Origin of the sequence: Micromonospora sp. WMMD1155, from assembly GCF_029581275.1 — a bacterium.
GTDB lineage: Bacteria > Actinomycetota > Actinomycetes > Mycobacteriales > Micromonosporaceae > Micromonospora.
In genome coordinates, this window is record NZ_CP120742.1 from 4,365,023 (window position 1) to 4,386,394 (window position 21,372).

Annotated in this window: 27 protein-coding genes and 1 other RNA gene; 20 read left to right on the top strand and 8 right to left on the bottom strand. The window is 70.7% G+C overall.

Annotated elements, in window-relative coordinates; translation table 11 throughout:
* Positions 1 to 48: 48 nt before the first annotated feature.
* From O7617_RS20180 to O7617_RS20200, 5 genes are all read left to right on the top strand, one after another.
* A complete protein-coding gene (locus tag O7617_RS20180) occupies positions 49 to 879 on the top strand; it encodes a Nif3-like dinuclear metal center hexameric protein (RefSeq protein ID WP_282264807.1) in 831 nt (276 codons plus the stop codon).
* Positions 876 to 1,613 carry a C4-type zinc ribbon domain-containing protein gene (locus tag O7617_RS20185; RefSeq protein WP_282257380.1) on the top strand — a complete coding sequence of 246 codons (738 nt, stop codon included), beginning with the start codon at positions 876 to 878 and terminating at the stop codon, positions 1,611 to 1,613. The genes O7617_RS20180 and O7617_RS20185 overlap by 4 nt, the downstream gene beginning before the upstream one ends.
* A 3-nt stretch (positions 1,614 to 1,616) precedes the next feature.
* Positions 1,617 to 2,771 carry a bifunctional RNase H/acid phosphatase gene (locus O7617_RS20190; protein WP_282257382.1) on the top strand — a complete coding sequence of 385 codons (1,155 nt, stop codon included), beginning with the start codon at positions 1,617 to 1,619 and terminating at the stop codon, positions 2,769 to 2,771.
* 153 nt (positions 2,772 to 2,924) lie between these two features.
* Positions 2,925 to 3,167, top strand: coding sequence for a DUF3311 domain-containing protein (locus tag O7617_RS20195; protein WP_282257383.1), 243 nt, complete (start codon positions 2,925 to 2,927; stop codon positions 3,165 to 3,167).
* Positions 3,167 to 4,816 (top strand): sodium:solute symporter, encoded by a 1,650-nt coding sequence (locus O7617_RS20200; protein ID WP_282257384.1) that lies wholly within the window; start codon positions 3,167 to 3,169, stop codon positions 4,814 to 4,816. Before O7617_RS20195 ends, O7617_RS20200 begins: the two co-directional genes overlap by 1 nt.
* Positions 4,817 to 4,979: 163 nt before the next feature.
* On the opposite strand, the gene O7617_RS20205 is transcribed toward O7617_RS20200, so the two are convergent.
* On the bottom strand, positions 4,980 to 5,438 hold the full coding sequence (locus O7617_RS20205; protein ID WP_282257385.1) for a MarR family transcriptional regulator: 459 nt from the start codon (positions 5,436 to 5,438) through the stop codon (positions 4,980 to 4,982).
* A 54-nt stretch (positions 5,439 to 5,492) separates the two neighbouring features.
* Here O7617_RS20205 and O7617_RS20210 point away from each other — a divergent pair, with 54 nt between their 5' ends.
* Positions 5,493 to 6,725: an MFS transporter gene (locus O7617_RS20210; RefSeq protein ID WP_282257386.1), complete on the top strand. Its 1,233-nt coding sequence runs from the start codon at positions 5,493 to 5,495 to the stop codon at positions 6,723 to 6,725.
* Positions 6,726 to 6,956: 231 nt separating this feature from the next.
* Here O7617_RS20210 and O7617_RS20215 read toward each other — a convergent pair whose 3' ends face one another.
* Positions 6,957 to 7,718 (bottom strand): sulfite exporter TauE/SafE family protein, encoded by a 762-nt coding sequence (locus tag O7617_RS20215; protein ID WP_282257387.1) that lies wholly within the window; start codon positions 7,716 to 7,718, stop codon positions 6,957 to 6,959.
* 127 nt (positions 7,719 to 7,845) lie between these two features.
* Here O7617_RS20215 and rnpB point away from each other — a divergent pair.
* From rnpB to O7617_RS20240, 5 genes are all read left to right on the top strand, one after another.
* Positions 7,846 to 8,262: RNase P RNA component class A (gene rnpB / locus O7617_RS20220), an RNA gene on the top strand.
* 175 nt (positions 8,263 to 8,437) lie between these two features.
* Positions 8,438 to 8,833, top strand: a complete 396-nt coding sequence (locus O7617_RS20225) for a GntR family transcriptional regulator (RefSeq protein WP_282257388.1) — start codon at positions 8,438 to 8,440, stop codon at positions 8,831 to 8,833.
* Positions 8,830 to 9,729 carry an ABC transporter ATP-binding protein gene (locus O7617_RS20230; protein ID WP_282257389.1) on the top strand — a complete coding sequence of 300 codons (900 nt, stop codon included), beginning with the start codon at positions 8,830 to 8,832 and terminating at the stop codon, positions 9,727 to 9,729. The genes O7617_RS20225 and O7617_RS20230 overlap by 4 nt, the downstream gene beginning before the upstream one ends.
* A complete protein-coding gene (locus O7617_RS20235) occupies positions 9,726 to 10,697 on the top strand; it encodes an ABC transporter permease subunit (protein ID WP_282257390.1) in 972 nt (323 codons plus the stop codon). The genes O7617_RS20230 and O7617_RS20235 overlap by 4 nt, the downstream gene beginning before the upstream one ends.
* Before the next feature lie 90 nt (positions 10,698 to 10,787).
* Positions 10,788 to 10,964, top strand: a complete 177-nt coding sequence (locus O7617_RS20240) for a hypothetical protein (RefSeq protein ID WP_282257391.1) — start codon at positions 10,788 to 10,790, stop codon at positions 10,962 to 10,964.
* A gap of 128 nt (positions 10,965 to 11,092) precedes the next feature.
* Here the strand turns inward: O7617_RS20240 and O7617_RS20245 are convergent, their stop codons facing one another.
* Together O7617_RS20245 and O7617_RS20250 are read right to left on the bottom strand one after the other, a co-directional pair.
* Complete coding sequence (locus tag O7617_RS20245; protein WP_282257393.1) at positions 11,093 to 11,284, bottom strand: DUF397 domain-containing protein; 192 nt, start codon at positions 11,282 to 11,284, stop codon at positions 11,093 to 11,095.
* Entirely contained in the window at positions 11,271 to 12,077 is an 807-nt protein-coding gene (locus O7617_RS20250) for a helix-turn-helix transcriptional regulator (protein WP_282257395.1), read from the bottom strand. The genes O7617_RS20245 and O7617_RS20250 overlap by 14 nt, the downstream gene beginning before the upstream one ends.
* Positions 12,078 to 12,419: 342 nt before the next feature.
* On the opposite strand from O7617_RS20250, the gene O7617_RS20255 reads away from it, so the two are divergent.
* Positions 12,420 to 12,668 carry a hypothetical protein gene (locus O7617_RS20255; protein WP_282257396.1) on the top strand — a complete coding sequence of 83 codons (249 nt, stop codon included), beginning with the start codon at positions 12,420 to 12,422 and terminating at the stop codon, positions 12,666 to 12,668.
* A complete protein-coding gene (locus O7617_RS20260) occupies positions 12,665 to 12,922 on the top strand; it encodes a hypothetical protein (protein ID WP_282257397.1) in 258 nt (85 codons plus the stop codon). Before O7617_RS20255 ends, O7617_RS20260 begins: the two co-directional genes overlap by 4 nt.
* A 54-nt stretch (positions 12,923 to 12,976) precedes the next feature.
* On the opposite strand, the gene O7617_RS20265 is transcribed toward O7617_RS20260, so the two are convergent.
* Positions 12,977 to 13,132 (bottom strand): hypothetical protein, encoded by a 156-nt coding sequence (locus O7617_RS20265; RefSeq protein WP_282257398.1) that lies wholly within the window; start codon positions 13,130 to 13,132, stop codon positions 12,977 to 12,979.
* A gap of 178 nt (positions 13,133 to 13,310) precedes the next feature.
* Here O7617_RS20265 and O7617_RS20270 point away from each other — a divergent pair, with 178 nt between their 5' ends.
* The 3 genes from O7617_RS20270 (at position 13,311) to O7617_RS20280 (ending at position 14,813) form a co-directional block, all read left to right on the top strand.
* Positions 13,311 to 13,664 (top strand): hypothetical protein, encoded by a 354-nt coding sequence (locus tag O7617_RS20270; protein ID WP_282257399.1) that lies wholly within the window; start codon positions 13,311 to 13,313, stop codon positions 13,662 to 13,664.
* Positions 13,661 to 14,068, top strand: a complete 408-nt coding sequence (locus O7617_RS20275; RefSeq protein ID WP_282257400.1) for a MerR family transcriptional regulator — start codon at positions 13,661 to 13,663, stop codon at positions 14,066 to 14,068. The genes O7617_RS20270 and O7617_RS20275 overlap by 4 nt, the downstream gene beginning before the upstream one ends.
* A 214-nt stretch (positions 14,069 to 14,282) precedes the next feature.
* The gene (locus O7617_RS20280; protein WP_282257401.1) at positions 14,283 to 14,813 is read left to right on the top strand and encodes a hypothetical protein; all 531 of its coding nucleotides are present in this window, start codon (positions 14,283 to 14,285) and stop codon (positions 14,811 to 14,813) included.
* A 123-nt stretch (positions 14,814 to 14,936) separates the two neighbouring features.
* Here the strand turns inward: O7617_RS20280 and O7617_RS20285 are convergent, their stop codons facing one another.
* Both O7617_RS20285 and O7617_RS20290 read right to left on the bottom strand, forming a co-directional pair.
* Positions 14,937 to 15,860, bottom strand: coding sequence for an expansin EXLX1 family cellulose-binding protein (locus tag O7617_RS20285; RefSeq protein WP_282257402.1), 924 nt, complete (start codon positions 15,858 to 15,860; stop codon positions 14,937 to 14,939).
* A 44-nt stretch (positions 15,861 to 15,904) separates the two neighbouring features.
* Positions 15,905 to 16,507: a TetR/AcrR family transcriptional regulator gene (locus O7617_RS20290; RefSeq protein WP_282257403.1), complete on the bottom strand. Its 603-nt coding sequence runs from the start codon at positions 16,505 to 16,507 to the stop codon at positions 15,905 to 15,907.
* Between the two features lie 125 nt (positions 16,508 to 16,632).
* Here O7617_RS20290 and O7617_RS20295 point away from each other — a divergent pair, with 125 nt between their 5' ends.
* The 3 genes from O7617_RS20295 to O7617_RS20305 all read left to right on the top strand — a co-directional run bounded on the left by O7617_RS20295 (position 16,633) and on the right by O7617_RS20305 (position 19,760).
* The gene (locus O7617_RS20295) at positions 16,633 to 17,457 is read left to right on the top strand and encodes an SDR family oxidoreductase (protein ID WP_282257404.1); all 825 of its coding nucleotides are present in this window, start codon (positions 16,633 to 16,635) and stop codon (positions 17,455 to 17,457) included.
* A 134-nt stretch (positions 17,458 to 17,591) separates the two neighbouring features.
* Entirely contained in the window at positions 17,592 to 18,818 is a 1,227-nt protein-coding gene (locus tag O7617_RS20300) for an epoxide hydrolase family protein (RefSeq protein WP_282257405.1), read from the top strand.
* Positions 18,819 to 19,760 carry a redoxin domain-containing protein gene (locus tag O7617_RS20305; RefSeq protein WP_282257406.1) on the top strand — a complete coding sequence of 314 codons (942 nt, stop codon included), beginning with the start codon at positions 18,819 to 18,821 and terminating at the stop codon, positions 19,758 to 19,760.
* A 23-nt stretch (positions 19,761 to 19,783) separates the two neighbouring features.
* On the opposite strand, the gene O7617_RS20310 is transcribed toward O7617_RS20305, so the two are convergent.
* The gene (locus O7617_RS20310) at positions 19,784 to 20,656 is read right to left on the bottom strand and encodes a transglutaminase domain-containing protein (protein ID WP_282257407.1); all 873 of its coding nucleotides are present in this window, start codon (positions 20,654 to 20,656) and stop codon (positions 19,784 to 19,786) included.
* A gap of 65 nt (positions 20,657 to 20,721) precedes the next feature.
* On the opposite strand from O7617_RS20310, the gene O7617_RS20315 reads away from it, so the two are divergent.
* Positions 20,722 to 21,297 (top strand): GNAT family N-acetyltransferase, encoded by a 576-nt coding sequence (locus O7617_RS20315; RefSeq protein WP_282257408.1) that lies wholly within the window; start codon positions 20,722 to 20,724, stop codon positions 21,295 to 21,297.
* Positions 21,298 to 21,372: the final 75 nt, after the last annotated feature.

A 21,372-nucleotide genomic window follows, 5' to 3' on the forward strand; every position in this document is an offset into this window, starting at 1 on the left:
AGCTGGCCCGCCGTGAGCACAAGCGGATCCGCGCCCACGGTGGCCGACGTGGTGGCCGAGCTGGAACGGCGTTTCCCGGCGGCCTGGGCCGAGGAGTGGGACCGGGTGGGCCTGGTGCTCGGCGAGCCGTCCGCGCCGGTGCGCCGGGTGCTCTGTGTGGTCGACGTGGTGCCCGAGACGGTCGCCGAGGCGCTGGCCGCCGACGTGGACATGATCGTCTCGCACCACCCTCTGCTGCTGCGTGGCGTCTCGTCGGTCGCTCCGACGACCTTCAAGGGGCGGATCATCCACGACCTGATCCGGGCCGGTGTGGCGCTCTACGCGGCGCATACCAACGCCGACGTGGCCGCCCCCGGCGTCTCCGACGCCCTCGCCGCCCGGTTCGGGCTGACCGGGCTGCGCCCGCTGGCGCGTCCCGCGCCCGGCTCGCCCGCCCACGGCGACGACCGGGGCTTCGGCCGGGTCGGCGAGCTGCCCCAGCCGATGACCCTCGCCGAGCTGACCCGGCACGCCGCCGCCGTGCTTCCCGTCACGTCCTGGGGAGTTCGCGCTGCGGGCGATCCCCGGCGTATGGTTCGTACCCTCGCCGTCAGCGGCGGGTCGGGGGACGGTTTCCTCGGCGCCGCGACCGCCGCCGGGGTGGACGCCTTCCTCACCGCCGACCTGCGGCACCACCCGGCCGGCGAGCACCTCGCCGCCGATGGTCCCGCCCTGCTCGACGCCGCCCACTGGGCGACCGAACGACCGTGGCTGGACGACCTGGCCGCCCTCCTCCGGGAGGCGCCGGGCGTCGAGACGCTGGTGTCCGACCTGGATACCGACCCGTGGACAGTGCACGCCGCCGCACCCGTTGTGGACGACAAGGAGCCCCGACCGTGAAGGCTGACCCTCAGGTGCAGCGCCGCCTGCTCGACCTCCAGGCGATCGACACCAACCTCGCCCAGCTCGCCCACCGTCGGCGGTCGCTGCCCGAGCGGGCCGAGTTGGAGGCGCTGGCCCGGGAGTTGTCGGCGTTGGAGGACGAGCGGGTCCGCGCCCAGGTGGCCGTCGACGACCTGGACCGGGACATCGCCCGGATGGAGAAGGACGTCGAGCAGGTCCGGGCCCGTAAGGAGAAGGACGAGAACCGGCTGGCCGCCGGCACCGGTCCGGCCCGCGAGTTGGAGGCGCTCCAGCACGAGCTGGTCTCGCTGAACCGGCGGCAGAGCGACCTGGAGGACGCCGAGCTGGAGCTGATGGAGCAGCGGGAGACCGCGCAGGGCGTCCTCGACGGGGTGGAGCAGCGGTTGGCCGACGCCCGCGACAAGCGGGCCGCCACCGAGCAGCGCCGCGACGAGGCGATGGCCGAGATCGCCAAGGAGGAGGAGTTCAAGCGCGGGGCCCGTCAGCCGCTCGCCGCCGACCTTCCTGCCGACCTGGTCAAGCTCTACGACAAGATCCGCGAGGACACCGGGCTGGGCGCCGCGCTGCTCACCGCCGGGCGCTGCGGCGGGTGCCGGTTGGAGCTGTCCGGCGCCGACCTGGCCCGGATCCGCGGGGCCGCCCCGGACGACGTGGTCCGCTGCGAGGACTGCCGACGGATCATGGTCCGCACCAACGAGTCGGGTCTGTAGGTCGTGGCGCCGCGCGTCGTCACCGTCGAGGCCGACGGCGGGTCCCGGGGCAATCCCGGCCCCGCCGGCTACGGCGCGGTGGTCCGTGACCCGGAGACCGGCGAGGTGCTCGCCGAGCGCTCCGAGTCGCTCGGCACGGCGACCAACAACGTCGCCGAGTACCAGGGGTTGATCGCCGGGCTGACCGCCGCCGCCGAGGTGGGCGCCAGCGAGGTGGACGTCCGGATGGACTCCAAGCTGGTGGTCGAGCAGATGTGCGGCCGGTGGCAGATCAAGCACCCCGGCCTGCGACCCCTCGCCGCCCAGGCGGCCGGGCTGGTCGGCCGCTTCGCCGCGGTCCGGTTCGCCTGGATTCCCCGGGACCAGAACCGGCACGCCGACGCGCTCGCCAACGCCGCCATGGACGCCGCCGCCGGCCGACCCACGTCGACCGGCGCCGCCGCCCCGGCGGTCGGCAGTGACCCGGCGACCGCCCCAGCGGTCGGCAGTGACCCGGCGACCGCCCCGGCGTCCTGGGAGCCCCGGCCGACCTTCACCGCCACCCGGCTGATCCTGGTCCGGCACGGCGAGACCGAGTACACCGAGCAGCGCCGCTACTCCGGGCGCGGCGACGTGCCGCTGTCCGAGAAGGGCCGGGCCCAGGTCCGCGAAACCGCCACGAGGGTGGCCGCGCTGGCCCCGACCGTCGCGGCCGTGCTCAGCTCACCGCTGTCCCGGTGTACGGCCACCGCGGCGGCGATCGCCGCCGCGCTCGGTGACGTGCCGGTGCGTACCGAGGACGACCTGATCGAGTGCGACTTCGGCCAGTGGGAGGGGCGCACCTTCGCCGAGGTACGCGAGGGGTGGCCGGGGGAGATGGACGCCTGGCTCGCCTCACCCCGGGTCGCCCCGCCGGGCGGGGAGTCGTTCACCCACGTCGCCGAACGCGCCCAGCGCGTCGTGGCGGGGCTGCTCACCGCGTACCCCGGGGAGACCGTGGTGCTCGTCTCGCACGTCTCGCCGATCAAGCTGGTGCTGCGCGACGCCCTCGCCGCCGGCGACGGGTTCCTGCACCGACTCTTCCTGGACGCGGCCGGGATCTCGGTGCTCGACATGTGGCCCGACGGCGGCGTCGCCGTCCGCACCGTCAACGACACCTCCCACCTCGCCGGCCTCTGAGCCGTTCACCAGTCGGCTGGTCGGTCGCGCCGTTCGGCGCAGCCGACCGGCCGTTCGGCGCAGCACCCTCCGATCGGGCCGCGTGACGGCCGTCACAAAGTCGTAGCCTCCGGCCGTTACATCGAGAGCCTCGACTCCCCGGAGGTGTGTCAGATGGCTGCACCGGAACCGGAGGCGCCCACCACGGCGCCGACCAGGGCGAAGGACCACAGCCCCTGGAACTGGTTGCTCTTCATTCCCATCGTGGTGCCGCTGGTCCCGGCCTTCTTCAACGCCGACTCGCCCCGGGTCTTCGGGTTTCCGCGCTTCTACTGGCTGCAACTGGCGTTCATCCTGCTCGGCGTCGGCACCACGACGCTGGTGTACCAAATGACCAAGAAGCGTGGAGGTCGCTGATGTGGCGGGATCACCTCACCGAGATCATCGTCTTCACGCTGCTGTTCCTCCTGGTCAGCGCGATGGGTTTCGTGGCCGCCCGCTGGCGGGCCCCGAAGGACATGGCGCACCTGGACGAGTGGGGCCTGGGCGGGCGCAGCTTCGGCGGCTGGATCACCTGGTTCCTGGTCGGCGGCGACCTCTACACCGCGTACACCTTCGTGGCGGTGCCGGCCCTGATGTTCGGCGCGGGGGCGGCCGGGTTCTTCGCCGTGCCGTACACCATCGTGATCTATCCGTTGGTGTTCCTGGTGCTGGTCCGGCTCTGGTCGGTGTCGCACCGGCACGGGTTCGTCACGCCTGCCGACTTCGTCCGTAAGCGCTTCGACTCGCCGGTGCTGGCGCTGCTGATCGCGATCACCGGCATCGTGGCCACCATGCCGTACATCGCGTTGCAGCTGGTCGGCATCGAGGCGGTGCTCAAGACGATGGGGGTCACCGGCGACAACGCGCTGGCCCGGCACCTGCCGATCATCATCGCGTTCGCGATCCTGGCCGCGTACACGTACCAGTCGGGTCTGCGCGCACCGGCGCTCATCGCGTTCGTCAAGGACAGCCTGATCTACATCGTCATCCTGGTGGCGGTCATCTACCTGCCGTACAAGCTGGGCGGTTGGGGGGACATCTTCGCCGCCGCGGACGCGAAGTTCGACGCCTCGCCCAACCCGAACGACGGCATCCTGCTCAACGGCAACAACCAACTCCAGTACGTCACGTTGGCGTTCGGCTCGGCGTTGGCGCTCTTCCTCTACCCGCACAGCATCACCGGTGTGCTGGCCAGCCGGAACCGCGACGTGATCAAGCGGAACATGTCGGCGCTGCCCGCGTACAGCCTGCTGCTCGGGTTGATCGCCCTGCTCGGCTACATGGCCATCGCGGCCGGTGTGAAGCCGCTGCCGGGCAACTCGGCCGGGTCGGTGGACAACAACACGGTCGTGCCGTTGCTGTTCGACCAGCAGTTCCCGGACTGGTTCGCCGGTGTCGCGTACGCGGCGATCGGCATCGGCGCGCTGGTGCCGGCGGCGATCATGTCGATCGCGGCGGCGAACCTGTTCACCCGCAACATCTACAAGGAGTACCTGAAGCGGGACGCCTCACCGGCCCAGGAGGCCAACGTCTCGAAGATCACCTCGCTGGTGGTGAAGGTCGGCGCGGTGGCCTGCATCGTCTTCCTCGACCCGCAGTTCTCCATCGACCTCCAGCTGATCGGCGGCGTGATCATCCTCCAGACGCTGCCGGCGGTGGCGCTGGGCCTCTACACCAGGTGGTTCCACCGCGCCGGCCTGATCACCGGTTGGGTGGTCGGCATGGGGTTGGGCATGTGGATGCTCTACCAGGTGGCCAGCCCGACCCGGAAGCACTTCGGTGGCTCGGCGTTCCCGCTCTCGGAGTTCGGGTTCGACACCACCAAGACGATCTACGTCGGCATCGTGGCGGTGGCGGTCAACCTGGCCGTCGCCGCGCTGGTGACCCTCGCCGTACGGGCCGCGAAGGTGGCCGAGGGCGTCGACGGCACCGAATCGGACGACTACTTCGCCGACGAGGGCGACCCCCGGGTCACCCCCGGCACCGACCGCGACGCCGACTCGGCCCGCGAACCGGTCGCCTGACCGCTGGGTACGCCCGGGCACCGACGCCGGTCGGTGCCCGGGCGTATCTGTGTCCAGGGCCGTCGTCGTCGCGGGGCGGTGAGGTGGTTTCAGACGCTGTCGAGCTGATGTCGCAAACGAATCATGCGCCGAGATCGCCCCACCACGACACCGCCGCGCGTGGTCAGCGGCGGCGGTTGCGGTTCACCAGGGCCTGGTTGAGGCGACCCAGCAACCGCGCCAGGGTTTCCCGGTCCTCGGGGCTCCAGTCGGCCAGCATGTCGCCGTAGAGCCGGGTTCGCGCGGACCGCACCGCCGCCATCCGTTGCAGCCCCGCGGTGGTGGCGGAGATGACGGTGCCTCGGCCGTCGGACGGGTCCGGGGTACGGGTGATCAGGCCGTCCCGTTGGAGCGCGGACACCTGCCGGGTCACTGTCGAGCCGTCCAGGTTGAGTTGGGCGGCGAGCGCGGAGACGTTCTGCGGGCCGGCGTTGTCCAGGTGCCGCAGGATCACGTACGCCGCCCGGTCGAGCACCCGGTGCTCGGCGGTGCCGGTGGCCCGCCGGGTGGCCTCACCGAAGCGCATCAGCAGGGCCACCTCGGTCTCGATGTGCCCCAGGGTGATCTCGTGGTCGTCGCTCATAGCTGTATGATACAGAATAAGTATCTGTACAATACAGCTATCTGAGGAGTCGGAGTGGATCGGCGTTCCGAACCGAACCGCAGTGCCATCTACGCCACCACACTGGTGGCCTTCCTCGCCATCGCCGGCATCGCCGTCGTCGACCCGATCCTGCCCGCCATCGGCGACGCGATCGGCGTCACCGCCTGGCAGGTCGAGTTGCTGTTCACCGCGTACATCGCGGTCATGGCCGTCGGCATGATCCCGGCGACGCTGGCCAGCGGCCGGTTCGGCTTCAAGCCGGTGCTCATCACGGGTGTCTCGGTGGTCGGCGTCGCCGCGATCCTCGCCTCGTTCAGCGACACCATCGTGCAGCTCTCCGTGCTGCGTGGCGTCTGGGGGCTGGGCAACGCGATGTTCTTCGCCACCGCCATGGTGGTGCTGGTCAACCTGGCCGTCGACCGGGAGTGGGTGGTCGGCCTCTTCGAGACCGCCCTCGGACTCGGCTTCGCCGTCGGCCCACTCATCGGCGGCCTGCTCGGCGAGGTCACCTGGCGGCTGCCGTTCTTCGTCTGCGGCGTCTTCATGGTCCTCGCCCTCGGCGTGGCCTCCCGCAAGCTCCGCGAACCCGCCAACCGGCAGCCCCCGGTACGCGTCGGCCAGATCTTCGCCACCTTCCGCCGGCCGGCGTTCATCGCCCTCTGTGCGGTGACCGCCGCGTACAACTTCGTGTTCTTCGTGGTCCTCGGCTACACGCCGCTCTTCCTCAAGCTGGACATCATCCCGCTGGGGCTGGCCTTCACCGGCTGGGGTCTCGGTCTGGCCGCCGGCATCCTGGTGATCGGCCACCGGCTGGCCCACCGCATCGGCGCCGTGCAGACCGTCGGCGTGGCCATCGCCGGGCTGCTGGTCTGCATGGTCCTCTTCGCCACCTCCACCGGCACCGCCGAGTCGCTCGTCGTGCTGGTGCTCGCCGGACTCTGCATGGGGATGGCCAACGCCAACCTCACCGACCTGGCCCTCGGGCTCGGCTCCACCGACCGGCGGGTCGCCACCGGCGCGTTCAACCTGGTCCGCTGGGGTGCCGCCGCACCGGCACCGATCATCTCCGGCAAGCTCGCCGAACACTCGCCGGCCCTGCCGTTCTGGGTCGGCCTCGGGGTGCTCGCCGTCGGTGTCCTCGTCTACCTGGCCTTCGCGCACGTGATGGCCGCCGGCTACGGCGAGCGGGTCCTCTGGTCCCGCTGGAACCGCGCCGCCGCCGGTGCCGAGAACACCGCCGAAGAGCCGGTAGGCGAGGCCTACTGAGTGCCGCGGGCTCGCGCCGCCCGCCCCGCCCGCCCGCCCCGCCCGCCCGCCCCGCGCGCCCGCCCCGCGCGCCCGCCCCGCGCGCCCGCCCCGCGCGCCCGCCCCGCGCGCCCGTCCCAAGATCCGCGCACTTTCGGGGATGTTGCTGCCTCCGGGCTCGCTGAGGCAGCAACATCCCCGATGTTGCTCGGATCTTGCGCGTCGACGCCGGGGCGGGCGGGGTGGACGCCCTCAGGCCAGGGCGCGGTAGAGCAGGTAGAGGCCGATCGTCGTACCGAACACCACGATCATCGTCTTGAGCACCACCGGCGGCAGCCGACGGACGAGCCGGGCACCCGCGTACCCCCCGATGAGGGTGGCGGGCGCGACCACCGCGACCGCCGCCCAGTTCAGCGGGCCGAACAGGGCGAAAATCACGAGCGTGGTCAACCCGACCACGGCCGAGAGCAGATTCTTGATCGCGCTCACCCGCGCCAGGGTCGCGTCCAGCACCAGGGCCAACCCGGCGACCAGCATCACCCCCAGGGCCGCGCCGAAGTACCCGCCGTACACCGCGCCGAGCGCGACCATCGTCTGCACCGCGACCGTCCGCTGGCGTGGCGACAGGTCCCGGGGGTGACCGACCAGGCGGCGCAGCGGGTCCTGGAAGGCCAGGACCGCTGTCGCGCCGAGAACCAGAAAGGGTACGACCAGCTCGAACGCGCGGGCCGGGGTGGCCAGCAGCAGCAACGCCCCGAGGATCGTGCCGACGATCGTGGTCGGCACCAGCGTGGCCAGGGCACGGGGGCGTGGCAGGTCCTGCCGGCTGCCCGCCACGCTGGCCACGTACCCGGGGAAGACGGCGACGGAGTTGCTGACGTTCGCCGGCACCGGGGGCAACCCGACCGCGAGCATCGCCGGAAAGGTGATCAACGAGCCCCCACCGGCCACCGCGTTGACAGTGCCAGCGGCGAGACCGGCGGCGAGCAGCAGCGCGGCGTGGGAGAGATCCATAGCCCCACGAGGCTAGCCGTCGCCCTCCGAGGCGACTCCGCCGGACCGCCATTGAGCTGCGCGATCTTGCCCAGGCGGGGCGGCAATACCGGCAGCACGCTCGTCGTTAGGATGAGAGCGCGACGGACGAGTCGACCGGGCGGTCGCGTCGGCGGGCTCCGGCCCGCCGCCGAGGAACGTCCGGACTCCACAGGGCAGGGTGGTTGTTAACGGCAACCCGGGGCGACCCGCGGGACAGTGCCACAGAAAACAGACCGCCGACCCCAACGGGGACGGTAAGGGTGAAACGGTGGGGTAAGAGCCCACCAGCACCCCGGGTGACCGGGGTGGCTCGGTAAACCCCACCCGGAGCAAGGCCAAGCAAGGGCCGTCACCGCAAGATGACGACCCGGCGCAGACGCTTGAGGGCTGCCCGCCCGATGTCTGCGGGTAGGCCGCTAGAGCCTGCCGGCAACGGCAGGCCGAGATGGATGGCCGCCGCCGACGCGAACCCCTTTGGGGTACGCGTCGCGCACAGAATCCGGCGTACAGGTCGACTCGTCCGTCGCCCACCAGCTCAGAGCCGTGATCACGGCTCTGAGCTGTTCATGTTCGGTTGCCGATGATCGTTCATGGTCAGCCTCGGGCGGTGCTTGACGCCCTGGCCGCAGCCGCTTCGGCTATCTTGACCAGCGACTTACCGCTTTACTATGGTACTAGGAAAGCAGTAAGGGGCTCCCGTGTTCGTCTTCCGGCTCGACACCCACTCCGGCGTGCCGCCGTACCTGCAACTCGTCCAGCAGGTCCGCCAGGCGGTGCTGCTGGGCTTCCTCCAACCCGGTGACCGCCTCCCGCTCATCCGCGAGGTGGTCGAGGACCTGGCGATCAATCCGAACACCGTCGCCAAGGCGTACCGGCAGATGGAGCAGGAGGACTTGGTCACCGGCCGTCCCGGCCAGGGCACGTTCGTCAACGAACAGCAGTCGGCCGTGATGTCGGCTTCGACGTACACGTCGCTGCGCCGCGGCCTGACGACCTGGCTGCGCCGCGCCTACGCGACCGGCCTCGACGAGCAGGCGGTCAACGCGCTTTTCGCCTCCGTCCACCAGCAGACGAGGAACGAGGACGTGGCATGACGGCGACCGAGTTCGCGCTGCGCGCGGACGGTCTGGGCAAGCGGTACCGGAAGGGTTGGGCGCTGCGGGACTGCACCCTGGCCCTGCCTGCGGGCGGCGTGATCGCCCTGGTCGGGCCGAACGGCGCGGGCAAGACCACGCTGCTGCGCATGGCCGTCGGGTTGCTGGCGCCGAGCACCGGCAGGGTGGAGGTCCTCGGCCACGACGTCACCGCCAGCACCTCGCAGACTCTGTCCCGGGTCGGCTACCTGGCCCAGGACCACCCGCTGTACAAGCGCTTCACCGTGGCCGAGATGCTCCGCTTCGGCCGGGCCTGCAACCTGCGGTTCGACCAGGGATTGGCCGAGCGTCGGCTGGCGAAGCTGGGCATCCCGCTCGACCGTAGGGTCGGCACGCTCTCCGGCGGGCAGCAGGCCCAGGTCGCGTTGGCTCTGGCCCTGGCGAAGCGGCCGGACCTGCTCGTCCTCGACGAGCCGGTGGCCAGTCTCGACCCGCTGGCCCGGCACGAGTTCCTGCAGGTCCTCATGGGCGCGGTGGCCGAAGGCGGGGTGACCGTCCTGTTCTCCTCCCACGTCGTGCACGAGCTGGAGCGCGTCTGCGATCACCTGGTCGTGCTCAACGACGGCCGGGTCACGCTCTCCGGTGACATCGACACCCTCCTCGCCGAGCACCGGCTGCTCGTCGGCCCGCGCACGGCCAACGACCTCGACCGGGCCGCCGGCGTCGTGCAGGCCGTCCACAGCGACCGGCACACCACCCTGCTGGTACGCGACGGCGCGATCCCGGCCGCGCCCGGGTGGCAGCCCCAGCCGGTCGCGTTGGAGGACCTGGTGATGGCGTACCTGCGTCGGCCGTCCGAGTCGAGCGCTCCGGTCACGTCGGGGGTGGCGGCATGACGTGGCTGATCTGGCGGCAGCACCGGACCGAGGTCGGCGTTCTGGGGCTGCTCGTCGGCCTGTTCGGCGTCGCCCTGCTGGTGCTCGGGGCGCAGGCCCACGACCTGTTCCCCGGCGGTCCCGCCCGGTGTGCGGGGGAGGCCGGTGTCACTGAGGCGTGCACGGCCTCCTTCCGTCGGCTTGACGAGGAGTACGGGTACGTCGAGAACCTTCTGGCGGCCTTCTATCTGGTCCCCGTCGTCATCGGCGCGTTCCTCGGTGCGCCGCTGCTCGCGCGGGAACTGGAGGACGGCACCTGGCAGCTCGCCTGGACGCAAGCCGTGCCGCGGATGCGCTGGCTGGCGGCCAAGCTCGCGGCACTGGCCGGCGTCACCGTCGCGCTCACCGGGATGTTCACGGCGGTGCTCACCTGGTTCCGTCAGCCGTTCGACGTGTGGGAGGGGCGGTTCCAGTACGACGCCTTCGACCTGGAGGGACTCGTGCCGGTGGCGTACGCCCTGTTCGCGTTCGGCGTCGCCACCGCCGCCGGGGCGATCCTGCGGCGCAGCCTGCCCGCGTTCGGCGTCGCGTTCGGGGCGTTCCTCGCCGCCCGGATGTCGGTGGCGCTGGTGGCCCGTCCCGCGTACGCCACCCCGCTCACCACCATGGAGCCGATCCCCGTCGGGAAGGACCAGGCGGGGCACCGGCCCGGGACCGGCTTCGCGGACTGGGTTATCGAACACGGCTACGCAGACGCCGCCGGGCGCAGGCTGAACTCGACCGAGTACTACGAGCTGGAGGATGCCGCCGACCGGGCCGGCACCAACCTCAACCAGTTCCTGCACGCGCGGGGCGTCCAGCAGTTCGGGGTCTACCACCCGGCCGACCGGTTCTGGACCTTCCAGCTCATCGAGGCGTCCCTGTTCGTCGCCGTCGCGGCGGCCCTGATCGGTGTGGTGGTGTGGCGGCTACGACGCCGCATCATCTAGGCGCCCCGGGGACGGGCGGTGGGAGCGAGACGGTTGCCAGGCGGTTACTCGACCGGTTTGCCACCTCCGGCCTCCGGGAAGAACTGGCTCATGTCTATCTGGAGCCGGTTCACGAAGAGGCGCAGGGAGAAGATCGAACAGCAGCGTTCCGAGGCTGTGGCCAGGGCGATGGCTCGTGGCGCCACCCCGGAGGAGGCGGCGGCCGCCGGAGAACGCGCCGCGCGCGGCAACACCGCCACCACCATGATGGGCGCCATCAACACCTGATCCGTCGGTGCGACCGGGACGAGCCGTCCCGGTCGCACCCGGGCCGTTCGTCGGAGAGTCGATCGCTGCCCCGGCTACGGGATTGGGGCTCTTCGAGCCACCGAATGAGACGTGGTGCGTTGCGGCGGTTAGGGCCGCTCGGTGACCTGGGCGACGAAGGCGGCCCAGGCCGCTGGGGCGAAGGTCAAGGACGGGCCAGCGGCGTCTTTCGAGTCACGGACAGCCACGAGACCGGGCAGGTTGCTTGCCACCTCGACGCAGTTCCCGCCGCTCGCGCCGCTGCGGGTGGACTTGCGCCACCGGGCGTTACTGAGGTCCATGATGGCTCCCAACTTCCTTCAGCAGGTCGATGGACTGCCGGCGAGGTAGCGCCTCGTTCCGGACGCTCTCCCACCTTGCCTGAAGCGTAGCCACCTCATCGTCCTTGTCGATGACCTCCCCGCCAAGCTGGTTTTCGAGGTGGCCGACCCACACGCCCTCGCTGGACCGAGCCAGCGCGAACGGTCCGGACAGCCCGATGTGCAGGCCGCTCGCGATCGGGATGACATGGACGTGAACGTGCGGAAGTTCGGCCATCGCGACCAGGTGGGCGACCTGCTGGGCCATGATCCCGCCGAGGCCGTCGCCCGTTCGACGTATCGCGGCTTCGTCCAGCACGGCGACAAACTGTGGGCGGTGCTGTCCGGTGAGGATCGCTTGCCGGTTCATTCGCGCCTCAACCCGCTGCTCGACCTCCTCGTCGGTGAGGGTTTCCACGGTTCGCAGGACCGTGCGAGCGTAGTGCTCCACCTGTAGGAGGCCGGGGATCAGGTTGGGTTCGAAGTAGCGAAGCTGCGTCGCGCCCCGTTCCGCGTCCAGCCAGGGCAGGAACCACGACGGCGCGCCGAACTTCGTCGCCAGGCGCTCGAAGAGTCCGCCGTTCTTCAACGCCCGATCAGCGCCCTTGATGAAGTCGATCGTCAGCGCCCGGGTGCCGCTCTCCACGGCGCTGACGTGTGAGGCGCTGAAGCCCGCCGCCCGGCCGAACGACTCCTGCGTCATCCCGGACGCCCCGCGAGCGCGGCGGATCTCGCTCACGACGAAGTCCGCGAGTGGACTCGGCACGTCAGCCATTCAACGCTCCTCACATCGGAGATCGACTACCCGAGGTGCCACACGCCTCGGGCCGGTCCGGCCAGCTCCGGCCCGGACGCCTGGAACGCCTTCCGAGCGTAGTGGTCTCCACAGCAGAGTGTCACCAGGCGGCGCGGCTGGTAGGACCACGAGACCGGCGGTCGCGTTCGTAGCGGGGCCGCTTCCGATGGGCGAGCACTCACGGGAGCGGCCCCCTCCCAACGGCACCGAGGGGGAGAGCGTGCCCGACGACAAGCCCGAGAGGCCCGAGCCGAAACCAGCGAGCCGACCGCAGGCGAGCCGCGCTGTCGCGTACCCCTGGGGGTTGCGGTGATCGGGACGATGACGGCCGGTGACGTGGTCTACCTGAGCACCGCGGCGAGTGTGCAGTTCCTGCGCCCGATCTTCGTGCGCGTCATCCGCGAGTTGCCGGAGCGGCACACGTACCACGGTTGGGTCTGGATCGAGGGTTACCAGCTGAACGCGGCGGGCGACGCGGTCGCGCGGCGCGAGTTGTTCGTGATGCGGGCGGGCGTGCGGACGCAGGCCCTGCCGACCGAACGCCGTCGGCGTCCGGTGCGGGTCGGATGACCCCGCACCTGCCGATGCGCCCGGCGTGGTTGTGCCGCAACTGCGCCGCGCCCTGGCCGTGCGGTCCGGCTCGGCTCGACCTGGCGGCCGAGTTCTACGGTCATTCGATCGCGCTGGCGTTCTACCTGGCCGCGTCGATGCAGGAGGCGATCGACGACGGGTACGGGCTGGGGCTGCGCCCGGACCTGGCCGCGCTGCACGCCCGGTTCCTCGGGTGGCTGTCGCTGGCCCGGCGGCCTCGACGTTGGACCTGAGGACACCGGCCGGGTGGGTCACCCTACCCGGCCGGTGTCTTGATCCCTGGAACCTCAGTGCTTCTTGAACACCGGCATGGTGTCCAGCGTGGTGGTGATGGTCTGCGTGGTGCCGCCCCGGTACGTCTTGCCGCTGGCCAGGCTCCAGGTGTCCCAGTTCGTGGTGGGCGGCATGGTCAGCGTGCGACCGGCGTCGCCGTCGACCCGCACCGTCAGGGTGCGGGCGTTCTGGCCGTCGCCGCCGGTGCTGTTGGCGTAGCGGACGGTGAGCTGCTTCGTGCCGTCTTCCGGCTCTCTTTCGCCGCCTGCCGCACCCGTATGGCAGGCGCACCGCTGTGAGGCTCTCGGGCTTGCAACCGATACGTAGGTACGGGCTTACCGTCGGGCTATGAGTGACCACATCGCGACGGACGACGCCTGGGTGCCGGAGGACTGCACCCTGCCGACGGCTGAGCGGCCGCTGCGGCTCGCCGAGTTCGACCAGTTCTTCGCGGAGGCCGTGCGCGGCCTCGATCGGCTGTCGGCCCAGCATCTGCGGTTCCATCTCGACGGCGGTACGCAGGTCGAAGAGGCGGCGCGGGACCTGACAACCCGGGAGTCGTCCTGCTGCTCGTTCTTCACCTTCGGCCTCTCCCGGCCTGACGGGAAGTCGCTGTTACTGGACGTTCGGGTGCCGGCGGCCCACGTCGACGTGCTCGACGCCCTCGTCAAGCGGGCCGTGTCTGTTCGGGACCATCGGTGACCGGACCGGGACTGCGCAGCGGGCAACTGGCCGACGCGGCCGGAGTCAACCAGCAGACGCTGCGCTACTACGAGCGTCGGGGCCTGCTCGATCCGCCGCAGCGGTCACCGGGCGGGCACCGGCTCTACCCGACCGAGACGGTCACCCTGCTGCGAGTCATCAAGACCGCGCAACGTCTGGGTTTCACTCTCAACGAGGTCGCCGACCTGCTCGACGCCGTCCGGAATCGGCGGTCCGGCGCTGGTCTACAGGCACGTGCCAGCGACAAGCTGATCGAGGTAGAGCAGAAGCGGGCGGACCTGACCGTCACCCGCGACACCCTGCGGGCCGCCATCTCGGCCGGTTGCGACGACCTGATCGCCTGCGCCGGGACCTCCTGCTGCCCGCTGCCCTTCGCCGAGTGAACGGATCGAAGGTCGATCGCGCGCCGGTTCACCGCCGCGCGTTGACCCGGCAGACACGAGCCGCCCACCAGACGGCCCCGAACGTGGCCGGGTGTGCTCGAACTCAAACGAAGGGCAAGGAGTCAGCAACGGGTCACCAACCGTCATCAGTCTGTGACGTGGGCGGGGTCGGAGATTGACGTGGTGCTGCGACCGTCGGGGTGTGGCGATTCAGATGCTGATGAAGGCGCGGCGGATCAGCGCTTCGCTGATCGTTGCGATGCTCGTGCTGGCCGGGGCGACCGGTTGCACTCCTGTGATCAAGGCCGTCACCGGCCTGACCGTGGACGCCGACGGTCAGCCCTTCGCGGTTCTGTCCTGGTGCGCGGACCGACCACCAGGCAGCGTCATCCTCCTTGCCGAGAAACGCTCGGTCTCGCCCTCGCCGTCCGGCACGGTGGCCTCCCAGAGTCAGCCCTCCTGGATGCGACAACGGTATGCCGTGCCGCGTGCCGCCACCTCGCCGACCGGGGTGCGCCTGGAGGGGTTCCCACCTGATCCGGCCCCTGACCCGGACGAGGCCTTCCGGATGTACGGAGTCGCCGATGACAGCAGCTTCACCTCGCACGCGGTGAGCTTCCGGTTCGCTGAGGTGGCGGACCTGCGGCCCGGATCTGTTCTGATCACCGAGGTCGTGGACAACCTCGACGAGCAGCGGACCGTGTCCATGGAGGAGTTCGCGAGCCTCGCAAAGGACGAATGCTGACCAGTGCTGATGGGCCGTGGCGCTCGGACCGTCTCTGCGCGGTGGTCGCCGGCTCGGCCCGCCGCCGACTCGCGGGCGCACGGCGTGCGAGCCGTTACGAGCCGGAGTCCTCGGCGTATCGGGTCAGCAGCGCGCGCTGCCGAGCGGGGCGGGCCCGGCGAGCGCTTCGACTGTCGCCGTCGGCGCGGGCGAGGGCGGGGCGGCGCTCGGTGAGGACGGGGCCGAGGGCGAGGCCGGGGGAGACGGCGAGGGTGAGCTGCTCGGCGTGGCCGGGCTGACGAGGGACACCGTGCTGCGTTGCACCTGCTTGGTGACCATCCGGATGCCGGTGGCGGTCGCCCGGTGCCCGTACACGTCGGTGACCTTGATGCTGAACGGCCCGGGGCCGAGCCCACCCTCGACGGTCCAGTAGTTGTCGGTCTGGCGGATCGCCTTGCGGAAGCCGCCGCTGGTCCCCTTCGCCTCGACCGAGCGCAGCGGGTTGCCGTGGTTGCCGACCTGGACGGCGAACCACCACTGCGAGGCGCCGCCCTTGATCCGGAAGGTGAGCCCGCCGTCGAGCGGCGGGTTGAGTGCCGCCCGGTACGTCACTGACGCGATGCCCTGCGACCGGTCGGCGATCCGGGTGAACGCCTCGGTGGAGAGGTCGATCTTCGTCGGCCCGCAGCCGCCGCACTGGTCCATGACCATGACCCGGACGGTGCCCTTCGGGCCGGTCACGTCCAGGTAGCTGCCGCAGGCCGCTCCCTTCGAGTACTGCGACGAGCCGAGGGCCACGTAGAGCCGGTCCGCGGGCGGGCCGGGAAAGGAGCAGTTGCCACCGGAGCGACCCGCGTCGTAGAAGCTGGCCTTTCCCTTGTGGACGGTGTTCCCCGACGGGGGCGCGGCGCAGGCCGGGGTGGCGCCGCCGCGTACGGCGAGGGTGATGCCGAGGGTGGCGGCCAGGGCGGTGAGGCCGGCGCCGACCAGCCAGTGCCGGGTCCGCCGACTCATCCGGGGTGTGCTGGCCGGGGTGTCGTTCTCGGGGTCCGTGCCTGGTGCCGTCACGGCGCCTGATGTTGCCGCACCGGGCTACGGTCACGCAAAGACGGTCACTCGCCGGGTCTACGGGGTCGCAACCCGTCAAGGGCGGTGGTGACGACCTGGTCGGCGTACTCGGTGGTGAGCGGACCGCTGCGGTAGAGCCACCTGTTCAGCACCGGCCCCCAGATCAGGTCCACCGCCACGTCGAGGTCGAGGTCGTCGGCGAGTTGCCCGGCCTGCTGGGCACTGCGAAGGCGTTGCCGTTTGGCCTCCCGCAACGGCCCGTCCAACCGTTGCGCGTACGCGGCTGCCAACTCGGGGTCGAGCGTTATCTCGGTGGCGAGGGCGCGCATCGGTTGCTCGTACCGGGGATCGTTCATCTCCTCGACGGTGGCGCGGAGCACCAGGCTGAGGTCCGCGGCCAGGTCACCGGTGTCCGGCAACGTCGGTGGCTCGCCCTCGGTGCCCTCGCTGAGCAGGAGGAAGGCGTCGAAGATGACCGCGCCCTTCGACGGCCACCAGCGGTAGATGGTCTGCTTGCCGACCCCGGCCCGGGTGGCGATGCCCTCGATGCTGACCTTCGCGTACCCGATCTCCTGGAGCAGGTCGAAGGCCGCGGTGAGGATGGCGCGCCGTGACGTCTCGTTGCGGCGGGCCGTGTTGGGCGTCATGGCCCGAGACGATACCAGCGACGAGACGGACCGTCTCGTCTTGACGGCGGCACCACCGGGAGTTAGCCTTCTGGCCGTAACGAGACGGACCGTCTCGTCTCGCGAGAACCGATGGGGAGATTGTCATGCGTACCTGGTTCATCACCGGCGCCAGCCGTGGCCTGGGCCGTGCCTTCGCCGACGCCGCCCTCGACCGGGGCGACCGGGTGGTCGCCGCGTCCCGCAGCATCGCCGCCGCCGACTTCGACGAGCGGCACGCCGACCGGCTGCTGACCCTGCCCCTCGACGTGACCGACCGGGCGGCGGTCAGCACCGCGGTGGACACCGCCGTGGCGCACTTCGGGCGGCTCGACATCGTCGTCAACAACGCCGGCACCATGTCCATGGGCATGGTCGAGGAGTTCACCGAGGCCGAGGCGCGCGCCCAGTTCGAGGTGAACTTCTTCGGCGCGCTCTGGGTCGGTCAGGCCGTGCTTCCGCACCTGCGGGCCCAGCGGTCCGGCCACATCGTGCAGGTGTCCAGCATCGCCGCGCTCGGTGGTTTCCCGAGCACCGGCATGTACAGCGCGAGCAAGTTCGCCCTGGAGGGCATGAGCGAGGCCCTGGCCATGGAGGCGGCGGCCTTCGACATCACGGTCAGCATCGTGCAGCCGGGCGGATACTGGACCGACCTCTACACCAGCATCGCCGCCACCACCCCGTTGGAGGCGTACGCGCCACTGCGCGCCGAACTGGAACGACAGTGGGCGGAAGGCTCGGTCGACAGCGAGCCCAGGCTCGCGGCCGAAGCGTTGCTACGACTCGTCGACAGCGACGACCCGCCGCTGCGGCTCCTGCTCGGAAGCATGGTGTACGACCTCGCGTTCGACATCTCCCGACGGCGGATGGACACCTGGGCGGGCTGGGAGCAGGTCAGTCGAGCCGCCGAGAAGGCCGTCGCAGCGCCCTGAGCACCGTATCGCCACGGGCCGGGGGCGCACCGTTCTAGGCTCCGAATATGGCGGCGGCGTGCCCATTTCGGAAATGGCGCACAGGCGCATGAATTCTCCTCGCAGGGCGCAAACCTAGTCGGAGAGGAACCCGCATGGCTGTCAAAACCAAGACCCGTCCCGGCACCACGGAGATTCGGCCGTTCTCGGTCGACATTCCCCAGGCCGACCTCGACGACCTGAAGAGGCGCATCAAGGCGACCCGGTGGCCGGACAAGGAAACGGTGGACGACCAGTCGCAGGGCGTGCCACTCGGGACCATTCAGGCCGTCGCCCGTTATTGGGAGAAGGAGTACGACTGGCGCAAGGTCGAGGCACGACTGAACGCCCTGCCGCAGTTCATGACGACGATCGACGGAGTGGACATCCATTTCATCCACGTACGTTCGAAGCACGAGGACGCGCTGCCGCTCATCGTCACCCACGGCTGGCCCGGTTCGGTGATCGAGCAGATGAAGATCATCGAACCGCTCACCGATCCCACCGCCCACGGCGCGAGCGCGTCCGACGCCTTCCACCTGGTGATCCCGTCGCTTCCCGGGCACGGCTTCTCCGGCAAGCCGACCGAGTCGGGCTGGAGCCCGCAGAAGATCGCCACCGCCTGGACCGAGTTGATGAAGCGCCTCGGCTACACGCGGTTCGTCGCGCAGGGCGGCGACTGGGGTGCGGTCATCGTGGACCAGATGGGCCTCCAGGCGCCCCCGGAACTGCTCGGCATCCACACCAACATGCCCGGCGCGATCCCACCCGAGATCGACCTGCTGTTCCAGGGCGACACCACCGGCGCGAACAACGCCATGGGCTCACTGCCGTCCGGTCTCTCCGCCGACGAGATGCGTGCCGCCGAGGAGGCCAACTACGTCTGGAAGCACGTCGCGTACGCCCTGATGATGGCGACGCGTCCGCAGACGCTCACCGGGCTGGCGGACTCCCCGGTCGGTCTGGCGTCCTTCCTGCTCGACCACGACGCCAAGAGCCTCGCGCTGATCGCGCAGGTCTTCGACGGTGCCAAGGCGGGCCTGACCCGTGACGACATCCTGGACAACATCTCGCTCTACTGGCTGACGAACACCGCGGTCTCCGCGTCCCGGCTGTACGCGGAGAACAAGCTCTCGTTCTTCGCCGCCAAGGGCGTCAAGATCCCGGTCGCGGTCAGCGTCTTCCCCGACGAGCTGTACGAGGCACCGCAGAGCTGGGCCGAGCAGGCGTACTCCAATCTCATCTACTACAACAAGCTCGACGTCGGCGGGCACTTCGCGGCCTGGGAACAGCCGAAGATCTTCTCCGAGGAGCTTCGGACCGCCTTCCGGTCGCTGCGGTAGATGGCCGTGCACCTGCCCCCGCTGAACGGGGCGGTCGAGTGGCTCAACTCCGAGCCACTCGACCCCGCCGACCTGCGCGGGCGCGTCGTCCTGGTCAACTTCTGGACGCTGACCTGCATCAACTGGCTACGCCAGGAGCCGTACGTTCGGGCCTGGTCGCAGGCGTACCGCGACGACGGGCTGGTCGTCGTCGGGGTGCACACGCCGGAGTTCTCGTTCGAGCACGACGTCGACCAGGTGCGCCGCGCGGTCGAGGCGCGGTCGATCGACTACCCGGTCGCCGTCGACAACGACTACGCGATCTGGCGGGCCTTCGACAACCACTACTGGCCGGCGCTCTACTTCGTCGACACCGACGGGGTCATCCGCGACGAGCACTTCGGCGAGGGGCGCTACGAGCAGTCCGAGCGGACGCTGCAACACCTGCTCGGCATCGAGCGGGACCCCGTACCCGTCGACGGGGTCGGGCCGGAGGCGGAGGCCGACTGGGACGACCTGCGGACGCCCGAGACGTACCTCGGTTTCAGTCGCGGCGAACACTTCGCGTCGCCGGACGGCCCGGCGCTCGACGAACGTCGCGCCTACCACCTGCCCGAGCGCCTGGGTCTCAACCAGTGGGCGCTGGCGGGGGACTGGACGATCGGCGCGGAGAGCGTCACGGTCGACCAGGCCGGTGGCAGCATCGCCTTCCGGTTCCACGCCCGTGACGCCCACCTCGTGCTGGGCCCCGTGCCGGGACGGTCGATCCCGTTCCGGGTGCTCCTCGACGGGGAGGCGCCCGGCCCGTCGCACGGCGTCGACGTCGACGCCGACGGCCACGGGGTGCTTCAGGACGGTCGCCTCTACCAGCTCGTACGCCAGGACGGCGCGGTCCGCGAGCGGACCCTGGAGGTCACGTTCGGCGAGCCCGACGCGGCCGCGTACGCCTTCACCTTCGGGTAGTACGTGTGTCGGATCCGGGCCGCTCAGCGACGCAGGTCGACGCTGACCGTGTCGGAGACCGGCGACAGGCAGTGCACCCGCGGCCCGGGACGGAGCCGGGCGTCGCCGGCGTACCGGTCGGCGAGGGCCTTCTCCGCCGCCTCGTCCCCGTCGTCGGCGGCGAGCAGCAACGCGGCGATCTCGTCCACCAGCGTGAGGTCGGCGGTGGCGAGATCCTCGGTCATCGCACCGAAGCCGTCCCAGAGCAGCAACTCGTCCTTCTGCCGATGGGCCAGTTCGATCAGGACGTAGTCGTGGATGAACCAGTCGCCTCGGAACGGAAGCTCCGGGCTGACGCCGTAGCGGTCGGGGTCGATCGTCCCGGCCCGGAACGCCGACCACACCCGCGCCGCCGAGTCGAACAGCCCGGCCTTCGGGTCGATGTCGTAACCGTCGAACCCCCAGTCACCGGCCGGGTCGAGCTCCGGGTCGGCCCAGACCCACCGGTGGCCGTTCCAGTACTCCACCAGCACGTGGTCGTGGTGCCAGTCGGGAGCGAAGTACGAGGCGAAACCGACCCGGCTGCGGCTGGGAATGCCGTGCTGACGCAGCACCGCGACGGAGAGCAGCGTGTGGTCCCGGCAGCAGCCGGCCACCCGGTCCACGGCCGGCCGCTCGGCGGCCAGGGGCAGCGGGAAGCGGGACTGGTCGGTGTCGAGGATGCGGTCCACCCAGCGACAGTTGACCTCTTCGAGCCGGTCGGGGGGCAACTCGACCCCACCGGCGCGGTAGTGGACGATCACATTGCGGACGGTGGCCGCCACCGAGGCGATGTCGGCTGGGACGGCGTCGAGCAGCGCGGCGTGCCGACCGGGATCGCTGTACGGGGAGTGCTGACGGTAGTCATCGATGCTCATGCGACGAGTCTGCCGTCCCGCGCCGGGGTCGGTGGGGCCGCTCGGCCTGCAATATCGTCAATCTCATGACGACGCCCGAGATCACCATCGCCACCCCGGCAGACCGCGAGGCGGTTGTCGATTGCCTGGTCGCCGCGTTCGTGAAGGATCCCATCCTGCGCCACCTCTTCCCCGACGACGACACCTACCCGCGATACGCCGCCACCTTCTTCGGGAACCTCTTCGACAAGCGGGTGCACCTGTCGTCCATCTGGACGATCGGCGGCGGCGCGTCGGTCGCCCTCTGGGACCCGCCGGCCGGGCAACCGGCTGCCGCGCACGGGTCGCCGACGGACGCTCCCTACCCGGCCGACGTGCGGGCCCGGGTCCAGGGCTACGACGACACGATGCACGCCGCCCTGCCGACGTACCCGTTCTGGTATCTCGGTGTGCTGGGCACCCACCCGGACAGCGCCGGACGCGGCTGGGGCCGGGCCGTCATGCGGGCCGGGTTGGATCGCGCCGCCGCCGAGGGGCTTCCGGCGATCCTGGAGACCAGCAACCCGGGCAACGTCGACCTGTACCGCCGGGCCGGCTGGGAGGTGCTGGGCACGCTGTCGGAGCCGGTACCCACCTGGATCATGCAACAGCCACCCCGCTAGCGGGACCGGCGCGCCGGGTCGACCCGACCGATGTGGGCACCGGATGTCGGGTCGACCACCTGCCCTCCCGCCTAG